We start from the raw sequence: 15,767 nt of genomic DNA on the forward strand, positions 1-15,767 counted from the left end.
ATTTCGTGACCCTTCACTGTCCACTAACTCTTGATCTTAACGCCTAAACGCAGGTTTTCGAGCGGCGACAATGGCGCTTTCCTCAGGCGGGAGATTGCGTTCGTGACGACATCATCAGCGGCACGAAGTAGGGCAGGCTTGTTTGCTTGTTCTGCTCTTTGTTGGATTTGATGCCACGCCAAGGGGGCCGGGTTTGGTGCCCACGGTAGACCGATTGCCTCTGCACGAGCCGCAAGCTGTGCTTCTCTGTCCTCCGCTAGCTGGTTAGCCGCGCTATTCATCACGTCGGATAGAAGGCTCTTTCCCTGCCCACCAGCTATGAGCACGTCGCGCATCTCCACGCGGGAATACAGCTCGACGATATTTTTGAACGAGCCGGGCCTCAGTGGCCGCTTGTACTGTTTGGCCTTATCGATCTCGATTTCCTCAACCTCACCGGTTTCAGGATCGAACGTCTCCTTGTATTGCTTGTACAACGCTACTGAGTATTCGCTTTGAGGGGCTTTCACCATGTACATGGCGCGACCCTCAATGTTTTCGGTCCAGTTTTTAAAGTAAAGGCACTTGCCTCCGGGCCACCCGGCCTCAAAGCGTTCGTTGGTCTTCTTCTGCCATTTTTTCAGCTGCTTCTGCGTTGTGCCCCAAACCACGAAGTGGCCGTGCCAGCACACCGCCGGTTCCTTCTTGTTGGTCAGAGGCGTGCCGTTATAGTAGTAGGCGGCGTCCAATGCGCCGAAGAAGTTCAATTCCTTCAGACGGGCTGACATCCATTTGCGGATTTTCTCCAGGTCGAAGGTTTCGATGTTAGAGATGCTGCGAATATGCTTCTTGCATGCGATATCGACGAAGAAGGCGTCCGTGATTTCGCCCAGCGTAAGGCGCTGCTGAATGTAGTGGTCAGTTTTCTCCGCAAACACGATTCTGGTGTGCAGGTTCATGGCGAACATATCAATCGCGTTCTGCTTCAGCAATTTGGCCATGATTTCGGGCCGCAGCTTGTTCTTACCGGCATCGGACACGTGATGACGCCACATCGCCTTGTCGAGGTCCTCATGGGCCATCACAAACTGCTCAAGGGAGGTAATAGGTTTACGCGTCATAGTAGGCTCCTAATGATGTCGATATGCACTTAGGGTACCCATGGCATAGGCTTATTTACCGGTATGGGGGTTAGTGGGGTTTGCTGTGTAAAGGGTGTATTACAAAAGGGGTGGCTGCAGCGTCTCGCGGCTCAGCACCTCCTGAATCTCAAGGACCACGTGGCCGGTAAGCGCTTGGGTAACGACAACTTTGATGGTTGCCGCCGTTTCCGCCGACAGGGCAGCGAGTTCTCTTGAGACAGGGTTGCAAACGATTTTCCAGTTCGAGCGCTTGCGGCCCCGATTACTCCGAAGTCGCTCGGCCAATTCTGTAGGAAGTTGCTCAGCTTTGATCCCGTCTTGCCAAAATGGCCCGAGGAGGTTGTTAAGGCTCTTTGCTTGTGCAGGGGTTCCCTCCGTCGTGACAATGTACCGGATAACGAAGGTTAGCGCGTTGGCCTGATCCTCCGAATTCGTCCTGGGCCTGTTCCGATGTTTTTGCCACAGGGCTGACAAGCAGAATTGGTTCCACTGATCACGGTCGTCCTGCATAATCTTCGCGGCAGCGAAGATGAATGCCATGTTTTCGATGGTTGCTGGATCGTCAGGAGAAAGTGGGAAGCGTATTTTCTGACGGAGTGGGTCGAGCTCGGTGCAGATATTCTCCGCTTTAACGACGGCAGAAAGACGTTGAGTGAATGCCGGCAGTGCCGGGGCTTCATGCTTCGATGCCAGTCGAGGATTATAGAGAACGATCTGGCTTCCGAAAGGTTGTTTTATTTCGAGTGAAGAAGGTGGGAGCGTTTGGTCCCCACCTTTCCCTAATTTACGTTCGCTACGATAAAAGCTCACGATGCGTTGCCTTCCCGCTCGAGACGATCAATAAAGGCAATGATTTCGGAGGCCCTCCAGGCGCGCATTTTTGGGCCAAGCCGGATTCCCCGAGAAATTCGGCCGTCGCGAACCATCATCCAAAATGTTGATTTGCTGCAACCAAGAATGCCATCAGGTCCCGCAATCTGGTTGGGGCGAAGCAAGGTGTGATGTTGAAGCTGTGCTTTGTCCATTTAGTGTCCTCTATGAGTTTGCGTCGAGGACACTCAAATTACACACAACTTGCAGGCTGGCTACAATTTTATAACCCAGGAAAAACGCTGCGAGAGGGGGCAGTCATTCACGAATAATCCAGAAAAAGAACTCACTTATCCGGTGTTTTTTCCGGATTTTTTTGCCGGAATTTGTTTGAGTGCCGCTCTTACCTGTTTTGCGGTTGCATTCGGGAAGACCACGCAAGTCAGATCGTGAATCAATTGAGGGTGTGAGTTCGTGAAGGTGACAATCACCCGACCGTCTTTCTTATCGTTGGCTAATTCATACGAACGACGTAAGTCGCCCCCGATCAAATCTTCGATCGCCTCAAAAACTTTCTGTGCGAAGAAGGAAATTGGACTTTGAGACCGTCCTCTCGTTTCCAGTATGATTTGACTTGATATTACCCTCTGCGCGCTCAATGCACGGCGTCTTATATCGAAGGGCCATTCTGTTTCACCCTTTTTGACGAGCTTGCGATTAAGCTCCTTTAGGTGAGATTTTGAAATACGATGAGCCACAATGCTCAACTCACCGAAAGCGTCAAAGGTTCGTTTCCAGCTGTCGTGCTTCTTTTTCCGCTCTTCTTTGCCTCTTGGAGTCACAAAAAGCGCTAGAGCGAATAGAGCGTCACCTAAAGCAACTTCCACGTATTTACTATTCGCCTTTGTTCGAGTTATTCTTTTACGCAAGTTTTCAATTTTTGGATCCTCGCTCGGCGTAAGGAGGAGCTTATCTTTTAAGCGAGTCAGAGTATCGTCATATTTAATTCCGTAAATATGTTCAAACTGCTTTTTTACTTCTTCTTTTCTTATTTCGAAGAAATTTTCCAATTTAATTATCCGCTCAATTTAGGAAATTTGCCCAATCATCCATAAGTATCCTTCTTTTTTCAAATAGGTCACCGCGCCGATATGCAGCTTCAACTTTGTTTTGAATAGTGTGGGCGAGCGCCATCTCCACGACATCATGTGCATGGTTAGTTGCTTCAGCTGCCCAATCGCGAAACGAGGATCTAAAACCATGTGCAGTAATAGATGCGTTTAGTCCTTGGATAATTTTCAGGAAAACCATGTTCGAGAGGGGGTGATCCTCCTTTCGACCGGGGAAAAGATATTCTCCGCCCAGCGAAATTCTTTTAGCTTCCTCAATGATTGTGACAGCCTTAGCGGACAGGGGAACTCTGTGCTCGCGTTTCGTCTTCATTCTCTCTGCTGGGATAATCCAAATTTTGTGAACAAGGTCAAACTCCTCGGGTTTTGCGAATAGGGTTTCGCTTGTGCGGGTAGCTGTCATGATGAGTAATTCAAACGCAAGTTTGGATATTTGGTTACTATTTGAAGCTCTGAGCTGCGCGAGAAAATTGGGAACGTCTGCAAATGGGAGTGCCGCGTGATGATTTACTCGACCGGTCTGCCTCGGTAGTCCCTTCGTCACCCCTTCAACTGGGTTATCTCCTTCCCGATAACCCGAAGCTTTCGCCCAATCGAAAATGTTGGTGAGGCGTTGCCGGACCCGTCTAGCCGTTTCAGGCTTGGTCAACCAGATTGGCGATAAAACGCGTAAAACGTCCCGGGTTTCGACTTTATCAACGCGCATGTCACCAATGACGGGAAACGCGTACTCTTTTAACGTATTAATCCATTGCTGAATGTGTTTATCGTTTTTCCAAGCAAGCTTGTGATCAGTGAACACTGCTTGTGCGGCTTCCTCAAACGTCGGGCAGATTATTTTCGACTGTCTTTTTGCTGCCAATGGATTTTCACCCCGCCGAGCAGCTTTGCGGTACTCTAACGCCTTGTCGCGCGCCTCCGCTAAACTCACTAGCGAAAGACTACCCAAGCCCATGTCGCATCGCTTTCCCTGGATCGTCAATCGAAGAGTCCAGCGTTTGGCACCGGAAGGATCAACGACCAAATACAGGCCATTTCCATCGGCATATCGGCCAGCCGCAGACAGTTGTTTCACCTGAAGAGCTGAAAGTGCTTTTTCGGGATGTTTTCCTCGCGGTTTGCTCATTGTTTTGATCTTACCCCACAAAATAACCCACATAATAAGCCGCATTTCATTGCTCTGCAATGAACTGCGTTGGAGCAACCGCATATTTATGTTATTGGTAGTAAATACTTTATTTGATGGCTCTGCACATCTTTGGCCTTCAAGTTGTCGGCCACCCTCTCCGCCATAAATTGCCTTGGGTGACAAGGTTTCTCTCTCAATGTTAGAATAGTTGTATTCACTTAATTTGTGACACGCCTCATTTTCGAGCGGTAGGGCCACATTGTCGGCACTGCGCCAATGATGCTGTAGGTTGGACTGAACATTGCAGGCCCGGCTAGGCATTCGAGATGAGCGCTCGCCGGTGTGCGTTAGCGCTTTTGACTTACAACGGATAGGTTACCCTCTGTGGGCCGCACCAGAGAAGACCCGGTCAGCCCAAAAACAAGCGATTCGATCTCTTCCCATGGTAGATTAATATCATTCGCAATATCGCGCTTCGTGAGGCCCTTGGACCAAAGCGTAGTGAAAACTTTTGCTAAGAGTGTAGAGGTTTCGCGGTCAACTCCAAGCGGCTCGGTACGCGTGATCGACAATGAATGTTGGAGATCACGATGGCGGCAATCGGAAAACTCAGAGGACGTTGGCAGGCATAGGTTCGTCGGCGCGGCATGAAGCCCCGCTGCAAAAGCTGTGACACGAAGTAGCGGAAAAGGGGGCGCGCGACCTCGAAGCACAAGTAGACCGGTTCGGTGCGGCGCCGGACACGAAAATCCTTGAAAGCACGACGCTCGGACAGCTTCTCGAACGTTACCAGTGCGAAGTCTCACCTCTTAAGCGCGGGGCCGTCCAAGAGATATAGCGGATCGACGTGCTCCGTCGCCACGAACTCGCCTACCGGACGATGATCGGCCTGAGCCAGCAGGACATTGCGTCGTTCCGTGACGAGCGGCTTCAGAGTGTAGCTCCATCTAGTGCTGTCCGCGAACTTGCGATCCTTAGCCACGTCCTTAAGGTCGCAATCCGCGATTGGGGGCTGCCGCTTCCTGATCCGAGCCTTTACTCAGCTGCGTCGGTCTTACAAATCTTCCGGCTCTCCCATTCTTGCGGACTCAGCGTCTTGATGTCGAACTGGTCGCGGGTGCGGGTATAGGTATGCCCGCCCATGCGGCCAACGGCGTCCATCATTTGCTGATCGATATGCAGGTTGGATGTGTTGACGGCGTCGCTGCGCACGAAGACGCCTACGACTTCACCGAGGATGATCTCGCGGGCGGGACCTACCTGCAATGTGGTATGACGACGGCACTCAAGTGCTGCGGGTGCGGCGAGAATGCGCGGACTGCACACCATCTCACCCGGCACGGTTTCGAGACCCGCCTCTTCCATCTCGTTGATGCCAGGACCGAATTTGATGGCGCAGATCTCCATCTGATCCACGAGAGCGTTATCGCAGATATGGACGGTAAATTCACCGGTCTCGCGGATGTTGCGGGCCGTATCCTTGAAGCGCATGTCGGCGTAATTTTCCACGCCGATCGCAACGATTGCCGGATCATGGGTCAGCACATTGAAGAAGCTGAACGGCCCGGCATTGGGGCGACCGTCTCTGTCGACGGTTGTCACAAGCGCGATCGGGCGCGGGATGACGGTGCCGATCAGGATCTTGTAGCGCTCGCGCTCGGTGAGCCTGGAGAAATCGAAATGGGTGTGCGCTCGGGTCGTATCGGTCATCTCAGGCCTCGGCAGCAATGCGGTGGGTTTCAAGCGGAGTGTGGCGCGACAGGTTTTCGAACCCGTCCTTGGTCACGACATACATGTCACCGACATTGCAGCCGGCCGACAGTGGCTCAAGCCACTGTGTGTGGAGCACGAAGACCATGCCCTCCTCCATCCGATCGTAGTTGTGAGAGGATATGTTGAAGCTGTTCTGGCCGCCGGCCATGCCGACCGAATGGCCGAGATTGGGGTTATGCGGGCCATGTGTCGCCGGATAGACATGCATGAGCGTGCGGCCCTGCGCCTCCCAGTCGATGTTCTTGACATATTGGCGCGGGATAAGCCTCGCGCTGCCGTCATCCATCGGTGCCCAGTTGTAAGGCATGGTCCGGGCTTCCGGCGACGCCAGCATGCCGCGCTCGATCATGGGCTCGAAGGCCGCATTGTTCACGTCGCGCATCAGGGCACCGGGGCGGATCAGCTTTTCCGCCCGCTTGACACCTTCGGTACAGGCGGCGAGCACCTCTTCCTGGCGCTTGGTGATCTCGCCAACGGCGATCATCCTTGCAGTCTGAGCGGTGTAACCCCGATAGGTGACGTTGGAGACATAGAGATTGATCAGGTCTCCCGGTCGCACGACATGGCCATAGGGCTTGCCGCAATGGGTGCCAAATTCGTTGATGCCGATCTGGTAACCGTCACCGGTCTCGCCACCGAAGGAGAGTTGCGCCTGGGTGAAGGCCGCGTAGATCTCGTGGTCGGTCACGCCGGGTTTCGCTACGTGATAGGCCGCCTGAGTGGCGATGCTGACCAATTGGGCGGCCGCCCGAAACATCTCGATCTCGCGTGGCGAGCGGACCTTTTGCATGCGGTCGAGAATGGCATTGTCGGCAACGAATTTCACGCCTGGCATCAATGCGTCGAGGCCTGCCCAGAAGGTGAGCGAGGTGCGGTCGCCAATGCGGCCGATCTGCGCTTTCGATAGCCCCATGCCTGCCAGCAGTTCGGCACATTTTTCGGCGGTCTTGATGACGCTGTCGCCCGGACGGTCAGCATATTCCCGCCCAATCGGGCCAATCTGCCAGATGTCCTCAACAAGAACCGGCTCGCCTCCCGGTGGCAGGAGGACGGACTGGGTAAAGAAGGACAAAAGCACCATCGGTTTGTCGGCATCCGTCGGAATGATCAGCACGCCTTCGCGCATCCAGTCGCAGATATAGCGCAGATAGTGGTTCGACGTGTGAAACCAGCCCACACCACCCGTGTGGACAATCAGGGCGTCATGCCCAGCCTCCACCGCCTGGCGGCGGATACGCCGCAGACGTTCCTCGAATTCCTCGACGGGTAAGGGCAAGGGCGCTGCGAAATCGAAATCCGGCTGAAAGTCGGCGAGCAGCGAGCCGATGCGATAGGCTCCTGATCTGGTGGCGGTCATGTTCATGGGCTATTCCTTCCAATATTGTCTTTTTCGTCAGGCCTGTCGTGTAGGCGCCAGCACCCGCCTTGCCACCAGCATCACCACCAGCGTCAGCCCGATCAGCAGGCCGGACATGGCAGCAACGCGCACGTCGAGCGACTCCTCGATCAGCGCAAACATCCTGAGCGGCAGCACTGTCGTCTGCGCATCGGCCAGGAAGAGCGAGACGGAAACATTGTCGAGCGACTGGATGAAGACGAGAAATGCGCCGGCGAGAATGCCGGGTGTCAGCAAGGGCAGGATCACGCGCCTCAGCGTCGTGAACCACGTGGCTCCCATCACTGTCGACGCTTCCGCCAGCGAGGGATTGATACCTTGTGCGACGACCGAGGCGGCGCGATACATCAGTGGCCCGAAAACCACCACATGGCCGACGACCGTGAGCCACAGCGAAGGCTGCAAGCCAACGAAATTGGCGACGATCAGCGCAGCCAGACCATACACCAGACTCGGCAAGACCAGCGGGGCGAGAAGCAACGGTTCGATTGTGTTGACCGACCGACGCTGCAGTCGAGCCATGCCGATCGTGGCGGGCACGGCGAAGAGCAGCGAACCGAGAACGGCAAGGCCTGCGATCTTCAGCGAGTTGCCGGCGGCAATATGCTCCGTCCCGGAGCGGATAGGATCGAGCAACGCCTCATACCAGCGCAGCGAGAAGCCCTCCGGTGGGTATTTGAGCGTCTGCCCTGAAGTAAACGACATGGTGATCGCGATGACGATCGGGGCCACGAGATAGATCAGGCTCAGGCCGCCGAAGCCGAAGACGAAAGCCTTGTAGAGAATGGTGGGGACCGGGTTTTCGGATTTTCTACGCATGGCCGACAAGCCTCCGGTGACGGGAAATCATGGTCATGCCGACGAGAAGAAAACCGGTCGACATGAGGAGCACGACGGCGATGGCAGACGCCATCGGCCAGTCGAACAGCGTGCCGACCTCGCGATAGATCAATTGCGGCACATAGACGTTGCGCGCGCCGCCAATCACCGCCTGGGTGACAAAGGAAGCACTGGTGCTGGCAAAAACGAGAATCCAACCCGCCAGAAGCCCAGGCAGCATCATCGGCAACAGGACCGTGGCCAGGATGCGCCACGGCCCGGCACCAGAAACCTGCGCAGCCTCGGTATAGGTTACGGGGATGCGCGACAGGATCGCCACCAGCGGCAGGATGATCAGCGGGAGGTCGATCTGGCACATGGCCATCACCAGGCCGAGTTCCGTCGACATGAGTGTGAAGGGACGCTCGGCCAGTCCAAGCGCCACGAATGTCTCGCTGATCGGTCCCTGCCGCCCGAGAATGACGATCCAGGCAAAAGTCCGAACCACATTGCTGGTCAACATCGGGATCAGCGTCAGGAAAATGATGATCTGGCGTGCGGTCTTGCCGCTGTGCCAGTAGAACAGCGCGATCGGCACACCGAGCAGCGTCGTGGTGAAGATGGTCTGTACCCCGAGCTTGGCGGTGTTGACGAGAACGCGATAGTTGAACGCATCGCCAAGAAAGCGCGCGTAATTGTGCAGGGACAGGCCGTCGGGTCCAATGAAGCTGAACCCGACAAGGACGGCGAGCGGCGTCGCGAAGAACGCCACCGACAGCAGAAGCATCGGGATAACGTAGGGGAAGCCGCTCGCTTTCATGGTGCTACCTCAACCGGCGACGAGGGCGTCGAACTGGCGGATCCATTCCGGCCGGTTCTTGTTGATGGCAGCCCAGTCCGGATAGACGAGAGACGCAAGCTGCTCGCGCTTCACATAGGCCTCGATGCCCGGCGTCAGCTCGACCTGCCTGTTCGTCGGGAACATTTCCTGCGGCGGCATCTTCAGCTTGTCCTGTGCGGCCTTGGAAATCGCGGCATCTATATAGGCATAGGCCGCGTCAACGTTCTTGGCGCCCTTGGTCAAATGAATGTTGACGGGCGCTGCGGGCGAACCCGTTTCCGGCTGGACGAATTCGGCCTTCAGCCCCATGGCCTTCAACTTCGCGACATTGCCCGTCGAGCACATGAAGACTGCAATTTCACCCTGCTGGAACAGCGTCATCTGGTGGTTCGTGCTGGCCACCACGCCCTTGATTTGCTCCGGGTGTTCCTTGAACAGCTTGAAGACAGCATCCATGTCGGTTGGACCCGAGCCGTAAATCTTGGCGATCTCGGTATAGGCCATCACGCCCGTGTTGGAGGCGAAGCCGGTCCAAGATACCAGGCCGTTATAAGCAGGGTTTTCAAAGAGATCGCGGTAGCCCTTCGGCGCCGGGACGAGATCGGGATTATAGGCAATGCCGTTGACCTCGACCGTGACGGTCGGGCCGTATTCGCCCTGGAAGGCCGGATCGAGCATTCCCCAATTTTTGAGCTTCGACGGGTCGATCTTCTGGATGAGGTCGTTTTCGACGGCTATAGCCATCTGACCGGGCGACATCAGAAGCGTGTCGTAAGGCGGATTGCCGGGGCTTGCCATGACCTTGGCGAGTTGGTCCTGCGCCATTGCCGGGGCGACCGTCAGATCGAAGCCGGCATCCTTCACGAGTGGCGTCAGCACCGTGCGATAGCCGTCTTCCCAGTTGCCTGGGAAGGTCGCGGCAACCGCCGTGCCACCAGCCGCACGGGCGGCGAAAGGAACGGTTGCTGCAACAGCCGCACCGGCGGCAAGCAGTCCGAAACGGCGTCTTGTGATGTTGAAGTCTTGCATCTGTTCACCTCTGTTGTTGTTATTTACGGAATGCTTCCGGTTCGCTCGGAAAGGCGTGACACCTCATGGTGTCTATCTCGGCAAAGAGCTGTGCTCCCGGCTCGGGGATGAAGGTCGAAGGCCCGCGGACCTCGGAGGAACGAAGGTTTGTCCCGTCTTCGAGAAGGAGATCATGGACTAGGGTAGGCCCAAGCGGCACTGACACGGTCAGTCGTGCCGGCAGGGCAGATGCGCTCGGCGTGGCGGAGAGACGCACATCTTCGGGGCGGAAGGTGATCGTGACCTTGGAGCCGGTGGTGAAATTCAGACGACGCGGGAGAACAAGGACCCTGCCGTTCGCCAGCGAGATAGTGGTTGCTTCCGTCTCCACGCGGTCCACCGTTCCATGCAACACATTGGCCTGACCGATGAAGGTATTGACGAAGAGGGTCCTCGGCCGGTCATAAACGGCCATCGGCGTATCAATCTGCTCGACATTGCCCTTGTTCATTAGCACCAAGCGTCCAGCGAGGCTCTGCGCCTCCTCCTGGTCGTGCGTGACGATCAGCGTGGTGATGCCAAGCGTCTTCTGCAGATGGAGAAGCTCGACCTGCAGGTCGAAACGCAGTGCACGGTCCAAGGCACCGAACGGTTCGTCGAGAAGCAGAAGCGAAGGCCGTCCGGCAATGGCGCGGGCCACCGCCACGCGTTGCTGCTGACCACCGGAGAGCTCACGCGGCAGCCTATGACCAAACCCTTTCAACTGTACGAGCGAGAGCATCTCCTCGACCCGCTCGCGCCGCTCGGAGCGCCCAATCTTCTGGCAAGCCAGCGGATAGGCGATGTTCTCGGCGACCGTCAGGTGTGGAAACAGCGCATAGTTCTGGAAGACCATGCCGATACCGCGCGCACGCGCCGAAACATGGGCAAGGTCCTCGCCACCGAGCTGGATCACGCCGCTTTTCGGCTGGATCAGCCCCGCGATGGCGCGCAGCACCGTGGACTTGCCGCAGCCGCTCGGGCCCAGTAGCGCAACGATCTCACCGGCTTCTATCTCGAAAGAGATATCGCTGATCGCATTCTGTCCGCCGTAGCTATGGGTCAGGCCACGAACGCTAAGCTGCTTGCCTTCTGCTGCATTCGAGGTCTGCGACATGAATGTCCCCTTGGGTTGCGCCTGCATGGCCGAGGGCGTCGCGCTTGTCGGTCTCAGGCGGAGATGTGGTCGATCGGCAATTTTGAGTTCGCTTTGGGTCATGGAAACAGCAGTTGCAATTGGTGTGCCAATTGCGCCTTCCGTATTCCGGATAAATTATCAAAGGACTGATTATATTTATTTATTTTTGATTTATTCACTTTCGTAAATTCATAAACACATAAGGACGAATTTTCGTGTGAATTCATTAATTGTGCATTCGTGATCGGCGACGGTGATTTGTTGTGCAGGTTTCTGGGTTGCAAGCCGTCGAGCCGCGTTAGTTTGCGGCTTTCGCGAGGATGGCAGTAACGGGACACGCCTGACAGGCGATACTATTGTATAATTAAATCAATAATTTAACGATTTTGTTCGTGGGCAAAATGCTCAGGATTAATCGATGGATTATTTTTTCATCAGAATTTGCGAAACTTTATGCGAAAATAAAGTCGCATCTTTATGCGATCTGAGTATTAAAAAAATAAGCAATTAAAAACAGTCATATAGGATCTGATACGTCAAACTGGCATGCTGATTGCTTCGTCCAATCTGAAAATTCACGACGACAGATAATGTGAAGAAGGGGTTCCGCATGCATAGTTTCAAGAAGACTCTCACAGCCGCCCTGGCAGGCGTCGCTCTAGCTCTCCTCGCCTCAACCGCGCAGGCTGCAGAGGGTACGCCCGTGAAGATGGTGCCAGAGGCGGATGTGGCCAAGCTTCCAGGCGTCGCCTTCAATCAGCAATTGGCAGATCGCTTGCCCGCCGCGATCAAGGAAAAGAAGGAGCTGAAGGTTGCGACGGATCTGACGCCGCCAATCAGCTTCCAGGACGAGGCCGGCAAGCTGATTGGCATCGATGCCGACCTCGCGGCGGCGCTGGGCGTCATTCTGGGCGTCGATGTGCAGATGACCAATGTCGGCGCGGGCGCAGCCATCGTTCCCGCTGTGCTCTCCAAGCGGTTCGACATGACGCTTTCCGGTATCAACGACGATGTGGAACTGGAAAAGCAGGTCGACGTGATCGACTACATGTATGACGCAACAACCATCATGACGGTCAAGGGCAATCCACTTGGCATCAAGAGCATGGAAGACCTCTGCGGCAAGAAGGTTGCCGTGCCGGTCGGAACCTTCCAGAACAGGCTCGTGGTTGCTGCCTCGGCAAAATGCAAGACCGCGCCCATCGAGATCATGTCCATACCGAAAATGCCTGACGTCCTGCAGGCCGTGCGAACGGGCCGCGCCGATGCGACCGTCAACGGTTACGCAACGAGCGTCTACACCACCGAAAAGCAGACCGGCAAAGGCGTCGGCCTACAAGCCTTGCCCGATGTCCGCCTCGCCGTCGGTTATCTTGGCATGCTGGTCTCGAAGGATAATCCAGAGCTCCGGGATGCCGTGATCGCCTCGCTCCAGCACATGGTCGACAGCGGCGCCTATCAGGCCATCATGGAGAAATGGAGCCTTGGCCCGCTTGCCGTGAAGACCGTCAAGTTCAACGATGCTGCCTCCATGCCGGTGGAATGAGCCATGGCACTCTTTGCTCAACCGATCTGCATGACCATCGTGCCTCCAGTCCGCAAGCCGATACGCTGGGGGCAGGTCGCAACCGGTAGCATTGCGATCCTTGTGCTGGCCCTCATGGTCCTGGCTGTCGGGCGAAATCAGAGCGTCCAATGGAGCGAGATCCCGCGCTACATGATCGACCCCGTCATTCTTGGCGGCGTCGTTCTGACGCTCGAATTGACGGCCGGCGCCATGATCGCCGGCATCGTCATCGGTTGCCTCATCGCCATTATGGCGACGAGCCAGAACATCGTTCTTAAAGCGATCGCCGTCGCCTTTGTCTGGTGGTTCCGCGGCGTACCGCTGATCGTCCAGATATTCTTCTGGTTCAACATCGCGCTCTTCGTCCCCGAGATCGGATTCGGTTCCTGGTCGGTTTCGGTAAACGACATCGTCACACCCGCCTTGGCCGGCTTCCTGGCGCTTGGTCTGCACGAGGCGGCGAACATGAGCGAGATCATTCGTAGTGGCCTGACTGCCGTGGATCGGGGACAGCGCGAAGCCGCATCGTCTCTGGGCCTCAGACCATCACAGACTCTGCGAACGGTGGTCCTCCCTCAGGCAGTAAGGCTGATCGTCCCGCCGACCGGAAACCAGGCGATCGGCATGCTGAAGGCGAGTGCCATCGTTTCAGTCATCGGGATGCAGGATTTGTTGACACAGGCGCAGGCCATCTATGCCCGCAACTTCCTCGTCATCGAGCTCCTGTGCGTTGCCTCGCTTTGGTATCTCGGGATCACCACGATTGCGTCCATCGGCCAGCACTATCTGGAACGGAAGCTCGCGCCAAAAAGCCGCTCGAACAGCGGCAAAAATTGAGCATGGGGGGCGCCAGCGCGCAGACAATGACGCCAGAAAATCAATCAACCAAGGGATCGTCACCGCAGCGAATCCCATCAGGAAACACCAAGGAGAGACTATTATGAGACTGGGTATCGATAGCCAGAAGCTTCCCGAGTTCGTGAAACGCGGACCGCTCGCAAGCCTTGACCTTGTCAAGGAGCTTGGCCTTGCGGGCCTGTTCTTCCCGACAGTTCTCGACATGAGCCCGACGCTCGACAAGGGAGCACTTCGCGACATCCGCGAGAAAGCCGATGAACTGGGGCTCTACCTCGAAAGTGGCGTCGGCAAGATCAATCCCTATTGCAGCGCCGAGGCTCCGGAGTTCCGGGCGATCGGCGATGGCGACGTCATTCTGGGCTTTACCCGAATGATCGAGGCAAGTGCTTCCATCGGCTGCCGCGAACTATGGATCTCGCCGGGCAATTTCAAATCGGAGTATCGTGGCAGGCTGGCAAATGACCGCTTCCGCACCGACGTCACCTGGGAAGAGCAGTTGCTGGCAATCGAGAAGGTCTTGCTGAAGCTTGCTCCCGTAGCGCGCGCCAATGGTGTCCATCTCAATATGGAAACCCATGACGAGATTACGTCCTTCGAAATCCTCAGGCTGATCGAAAAGGTCGGTGAGGATTGCATGGGCGTTGTCTTCGACACGGCGAACGGCCTGCAGCGCGGGGAACATCCGGTTTACGCCGCAAAACGTGTCGCGCCATACGTTCGCCAGACCCATATCAAGGACGCCTATGTGGGCCGCGCAACCGGCGGCCTCGATTTCCAGACCCGCCCCGTCGGTCGCGGGATCGTGGATTTTGCCACGATCATTCCAATCCTGGCAGCGGCGAACCCGGATCTCAATCTCTCATTGGAAGTTGCCGCCTCCGTCGAAGACAAGCCGCGCAAGGCCAATCCACGTCAGTGCATCGAGATCGACGACCCTGCGTGGCGCGCTGCTCACCCGGACCTCGATGCCGAAGAGCTCGACGCCTATCTTTCCCTCATCAGCGCCTTTGAAAAGCGTGTTGCTTCAGGCGAGATCCCGGATTGGGAGACCTATGAAGCGACCAACTACGGCTACCCGTCCTATGAGAAGCAGGCCTATGGCTTCGACGCGGCCATCGTCTTCATCCGCAATTCGGCCAGGCATATCGAGACAATCTGCGCCGATAATGGCATCGATCTTTCCCCATCCGTGGCGAAACGGCAGGCAGCCTGATTTCGACTTACGCGATGACGGTGGAGATCTCTGCCGTCATCGTCCAAAACCCAAGATCAAGTGGATTTCCATCGCGTATCAATGTACGCAACAATATGTGTATGGATGTGATCAGATCGAGCGACCGGCAGCTCGAATGCATGCGGAGCAGGACATGAAGAAGACCCGTCGGCAGACCCCAAAATCCGCCCCCAAGGCGCCGAGCGCAGCCGAAGCGGCAGAAAATGTCAATGACGACGTCTCTGAGCGCATTCGCACGACCCTTGCCACTGCCATCGGCGAAGGCGCGCTGAAACCCGGCACCAAAATCCTCGAAGATGCCATTGCCGACCATTTCGGCGTCAGCCGCACCGTTGTCCGTGGCGCTCTCGGCGTGCTGGAAAGCGACCACCTGCTCGAGCGCAAGCGCAACCGCGGCACCTTCGTCGCAGAGCCGGGCATCGAAGAAGCCAAGGCTTTGTTCGAGGCACGCCGCAAGATCGAACATGCGATCCTCGACCTTGTAATGTCCCGTGCCACCACCGAACAACTCGATGCGCTGGAAAAGTTGACCGACGAGGAAGAGCACATCCACCACCACGGCGACGAAAAGTCGAAGACGGTGCTTTCCGGAAAATTCCATATCGTCCTGGCGGAGCTTGGCGGCAATGCCGTCATGACCGAAATGCTATCCAAGATCGTCGCGCGCCTTTCCCTCGTCATGGCGCTCTATGAAGAAGACAAGAAGGACGACTGTGGCGCCGACCACCACCGCCTGATCGTTACGGCGCTGAAGGCGAAAGACCTGGCGAAGGCACAGGAGTTGATGGACCACCATCTCGCCGACATCGAGGGGCGCGTTAGGCTGACTGAAGGACAGGGGGATCGGCACACGTTCCTCGCCGTGTTGGAGAACTTTTCATGATGCGCCCAGATAAGAACAAGC

15 protein-coding genes and 1 pseudogene are annotated in these 15,767 nt (G+C 56.1%); 5 read left to right on the forward strand and 11 right to left on the reverse strand.

From position 1 onward, the window contains the following. Positions 1–23: 23 nt before the first annotated feature. The 5 genes from PIB16_RS06070 to PIB16_RS06090 all read right to left on the reverse strand — a co-directional run bounded on the left by PIB16_RS06070 (position 24) and on the right by PIB16_RS06090 (position 4,373). Positions 24–1,100: a hypothetical protein gene (locus tag PIB16_RS06070; protein ID WP_271045200.1), complete on the reverse strand. Its 1,077-nt coding sequence runs from the start codon at positions 1,098–1,100 to the stop codon at positions 24–26. 99 nt (positions 1,101–1,199) lie between these two features. Further along, on the reverse strand, positions 1,200–1,931 hold the full coding sequence (locus PIB16_RS06075) for a hypothetical protein (RefSeq protein WP_271045201.1): 732 nt from the start codon (positions 1,929–1,931) through the stop codon (positions 1,200–1,202). Next, on the reverse strand, positions 1,928–2,146 hold the full coding sequence (locus tag PIB16_RS06080) for a helix-turn-helix transcriptional regulator (RefSeq protein WP_271045202.1): 219 nt from the start codon (positions 2,144–2,146) through the stop codon (positions 1,928–1,930). The genes PIB16_RS06075 and PIB16_RS06080 overlap by 4 nt, the downstream gene beginning before the upstream one ends. Before the next feature lie 135 nt (positions 2,147–2,281). Continuing rightward, positions 2,282–3,001, reverse strand: a complete 720-nt coding sequence (locus PIB16_RS06085) for a hypothetical protein (RefSeq protein WP_271045203.1) — start codon at positions 2,999–3,001, stop codon at positions 2,282–2,284. Positions 3,002–3,014: 13 nt separating this feature from the next. Further along, positions 3,015–4,373: a tyrosine-type recombinase/integrase gene (locus tag PIB16_RS06090; protein ID WP_333779991.1), complete on the reverse strand. Its 1,359-nt coding sequence runs from the start codon at positions 4,371–4,373 to the stop codon at positions 3,015–3,017. Between the two features lie 464 nt (positions 4,374–4,837). Between PIB16_RS06090 and PIB16_RS06095 the strand changes: the two are divergent. Further along, a pseudogene (locus tag PIB16_RS06095) lies at positions 4,838–5,211 on the forward strand (site-specific integrase); the annotation flags it as partial. A 14-nt stretch (positions 5,212–5,225) separates the two neighbouring features. Here the strand turns inward: PIB16_RS06095 and PIB16_RS06100 are convergent. The 6 genes from PIB16_RS06100 to PIB16_RS06125 are packed head-to-tail and all read right to left on the reverse strand — an operon-like array spanning position 5,226 to position 11,285. Next, on the reverse strand, positions 5,226–5,900 hold the full coding sequence (locus PIB16_RS06100) for a flavin reductase family protein (RefSeq protein WP_161987915.1): 675 nt from the start codon (positions 5,898–5,900) through the stop codon (positions 5,226–5,228). Between the two features lies 1 nt (position 5,901). After that, positions 5,902–7,326 carry a Xaa-Pro peptidase family protein gene (locus PIB16_RS06105; protein ID WP_271045204.1) on the reverse strand — a complete coding sequence of 475 codons (1,425 nt, stop codon included), beginning with the start codon at positions 7,324–7,326 and terminating at the stop codon, positions 5,902–5,904. A 30-nt stretch (positions 7,327–7,356) separates the two neighbouring features. Further along, a complete protein-coding gene (locus tag PIB16_RS06110; RefSeq protein ID WP_174037049.1) occupies positions 7,357–8,178 on the reverse strand; it encodes an ABC transporter permease in 822 nt (273 codons plus the stop codon). After that, positions 8,171–8,998 carry an ABC transporter permease gene (locus PIB16_RS06115; RefSeq protein WP_174037048.1) on the reverse strand — a complete coding sequence of 276 codons (828 nt, stop codon included), beginning with the start codon at positions 8,996–8,998 and terminating at the stop codon, positions 8,171–8,173. The genes PIB16_RS06110 and PIB16_RS06115 overlap by 8 nt, the downstream gene beginning before the upstream one ends. A gap of 9 nt (positions 8,999–9,007) precedes the next feature. Next, entirely contained in the window at positions 9,008–10,048 is a 1,041-nt protein-coding gene (locus PIB16_RS06120) for an extracellular solute-binding protein (protein WP_271045205.1), read from the reverse strand. A gap of 19 nt (positions 10,049–10,067) precedes the next feature. Further along, entirely contained in the window at positions 10,068–11,285 is a 1,218-nt protein-coding gene (locus PIB16_RS06125; protein WP_442866773.1) for an ABC transporter ATP-binding protein, read from the reverse strand. 529 nt (positions 11,286–11,814) lie between these two features. Between PIB16_RS06125 and PIB16_RS06130 the strand changes: the two genes are divergently transcribed. The 4 genes from PIB16_RS06130 to PIB16_RS06145 all read left to right on the forward strand — a co-directional run bounded on the left by PIB16_RS06130 (position 11,815) and on the right by PIB16_RS06145 (position 15,746). Next, entirely contained in the window at positions 11,815–12,750 is a 936-nt protein-coding gene (locus tag PIB16_RS06130) for an ABC transporter substrate-binding protein (protein WP_271045207.1), read from the forward strand. Positions 12,751–12,753: 3 nt separating this feature from the next. Next, on the forward strand, positions 12,754–13,608 hold the full coding sequence (locus PIB16_RS06135) for an amino acid ABC transporter permease (RefSeq protein WP_271045208.1): 855 nt from the start codon (positions 12,754–12,756) through the stop codon (positions 13,606–13,608). Between the two features lie 103 nt (positions 13,609–13,711). After that, positions 13,712–14,842 (forward strand): sugar phosphate isomerase/epimerase family protein, encoded by a 1,131-nt coding sequence (locus PIB16_RS06140; RefSeq protein WP_271045209.1) that lies wholly within the window; start codon positions 13,712–13,714, stop codon positions 14,840–14,842. Positions 14,843–14,996: 154 nt separating this feature from the next. Beyond that, a complete protein-coding gene (locus PIB16_RS06145; RefSeq protein ID WP_271045210.1) occupies positions 14,997–15,746 on the forward strand; it encodes a GntR family transcriptional regulator in 750 nt (249 codons plus the stop codon). Positions 15,747–15,767 lie beyond the last annotated feature (21 nt).

It is taken from the genome of Agrobacterium sp. ST15.13.015 (genome assembly GCF_027871645.1).
Taxonomy (GTDB): Bacteria; Pseudomonadota; Alphaproteobacteria; order Rhizobiales; family Rhizobiaceae; genus Agrobacterium; species Agrobacterium leguminum.

Coding starts and splice junctions, on each gene's coding strand:
- PIB16_RS06135 (WP_271045208.1), top strand. CDS start 12,754: ATGGCACTCTTTGCTCAACCGATCTGCATGACCATCGTGCCTCCAGTC.
- PIB16_RS06080 (WP_271045202.1), bottom strand. CDS start 2,146: ATGGACAAAGCACAGCTTCAACATCACACCTTGCTTCGCCCCAACCAG.
- PIB16_RS06120 (WP_271045205.1), bottom strand. CDS start 10,048: ATGCAAGACTTCAACATCACAAGACGCCGTTTCGGACTGCTTGCCGCC.
- PIB16_RS06140 (WP_271045209.1), top strand. CDS start 13,712: ATGAGACTGGGTATCGATAGCCAGAAGCTTCCCGAGTTCGTGAAACGC.
- PIB16_RS06130 (WP_271045207.1), top strand. CDS start 11,815: ATGCATAGTTTCAAGAAGACTCTCACAGCCGCCCTGGCAGGCGTCGCT.
- PIB16_RS06100 (WP_161987915.1), bottom strand. CDS start 5,900: ATGACCGATACGACCCGAGCGCACACCCATTTCGATTTCTCCAGGCTC.
- PIB16_RS06115 (WP_174037048.1), bottom strand. CDS start 8,998: ATGAAAGCGAGCGGCTTCCCCTACGTTATCCCGATGCTTCTGCTGTCG.
- PIB16_RS06105 (WP_271045204.1), bottom strand. CDS start 7,326: ATGAACATGACCGCCACCAGATCAGGAGCCTATCGCATCGGCTCGCTG.
- PIB16_RS06145 (WP_271045210.1), top strand. CDS start 14,997: ATGAAGAAGACCCGTCGGCAGACCCCAAAATCCGCCCCCAAGGCGCCG.
- PIB16_RS06070 (WP_271045200.1), bottom strand. CDS start 1,100: ATGACGCGTAAACCTATTACCTCCCTTGAGCAGTTTGTGATGGCCCAT.
- PIB16_RS06125 (WP_442866773.1), bottom strand. CDS start 11,285: ATGACCCAAAGCGAACTCAAAATTGCCGATCGACCACATCTCCGCCTG.
- PIB16_RS06110 (WP_174037049.1), bottom strand. CDS start 8,178: ATGCGTAGAAAATCCGAAAACCCGGTCCCCACCATTCTCTACAAGGCT.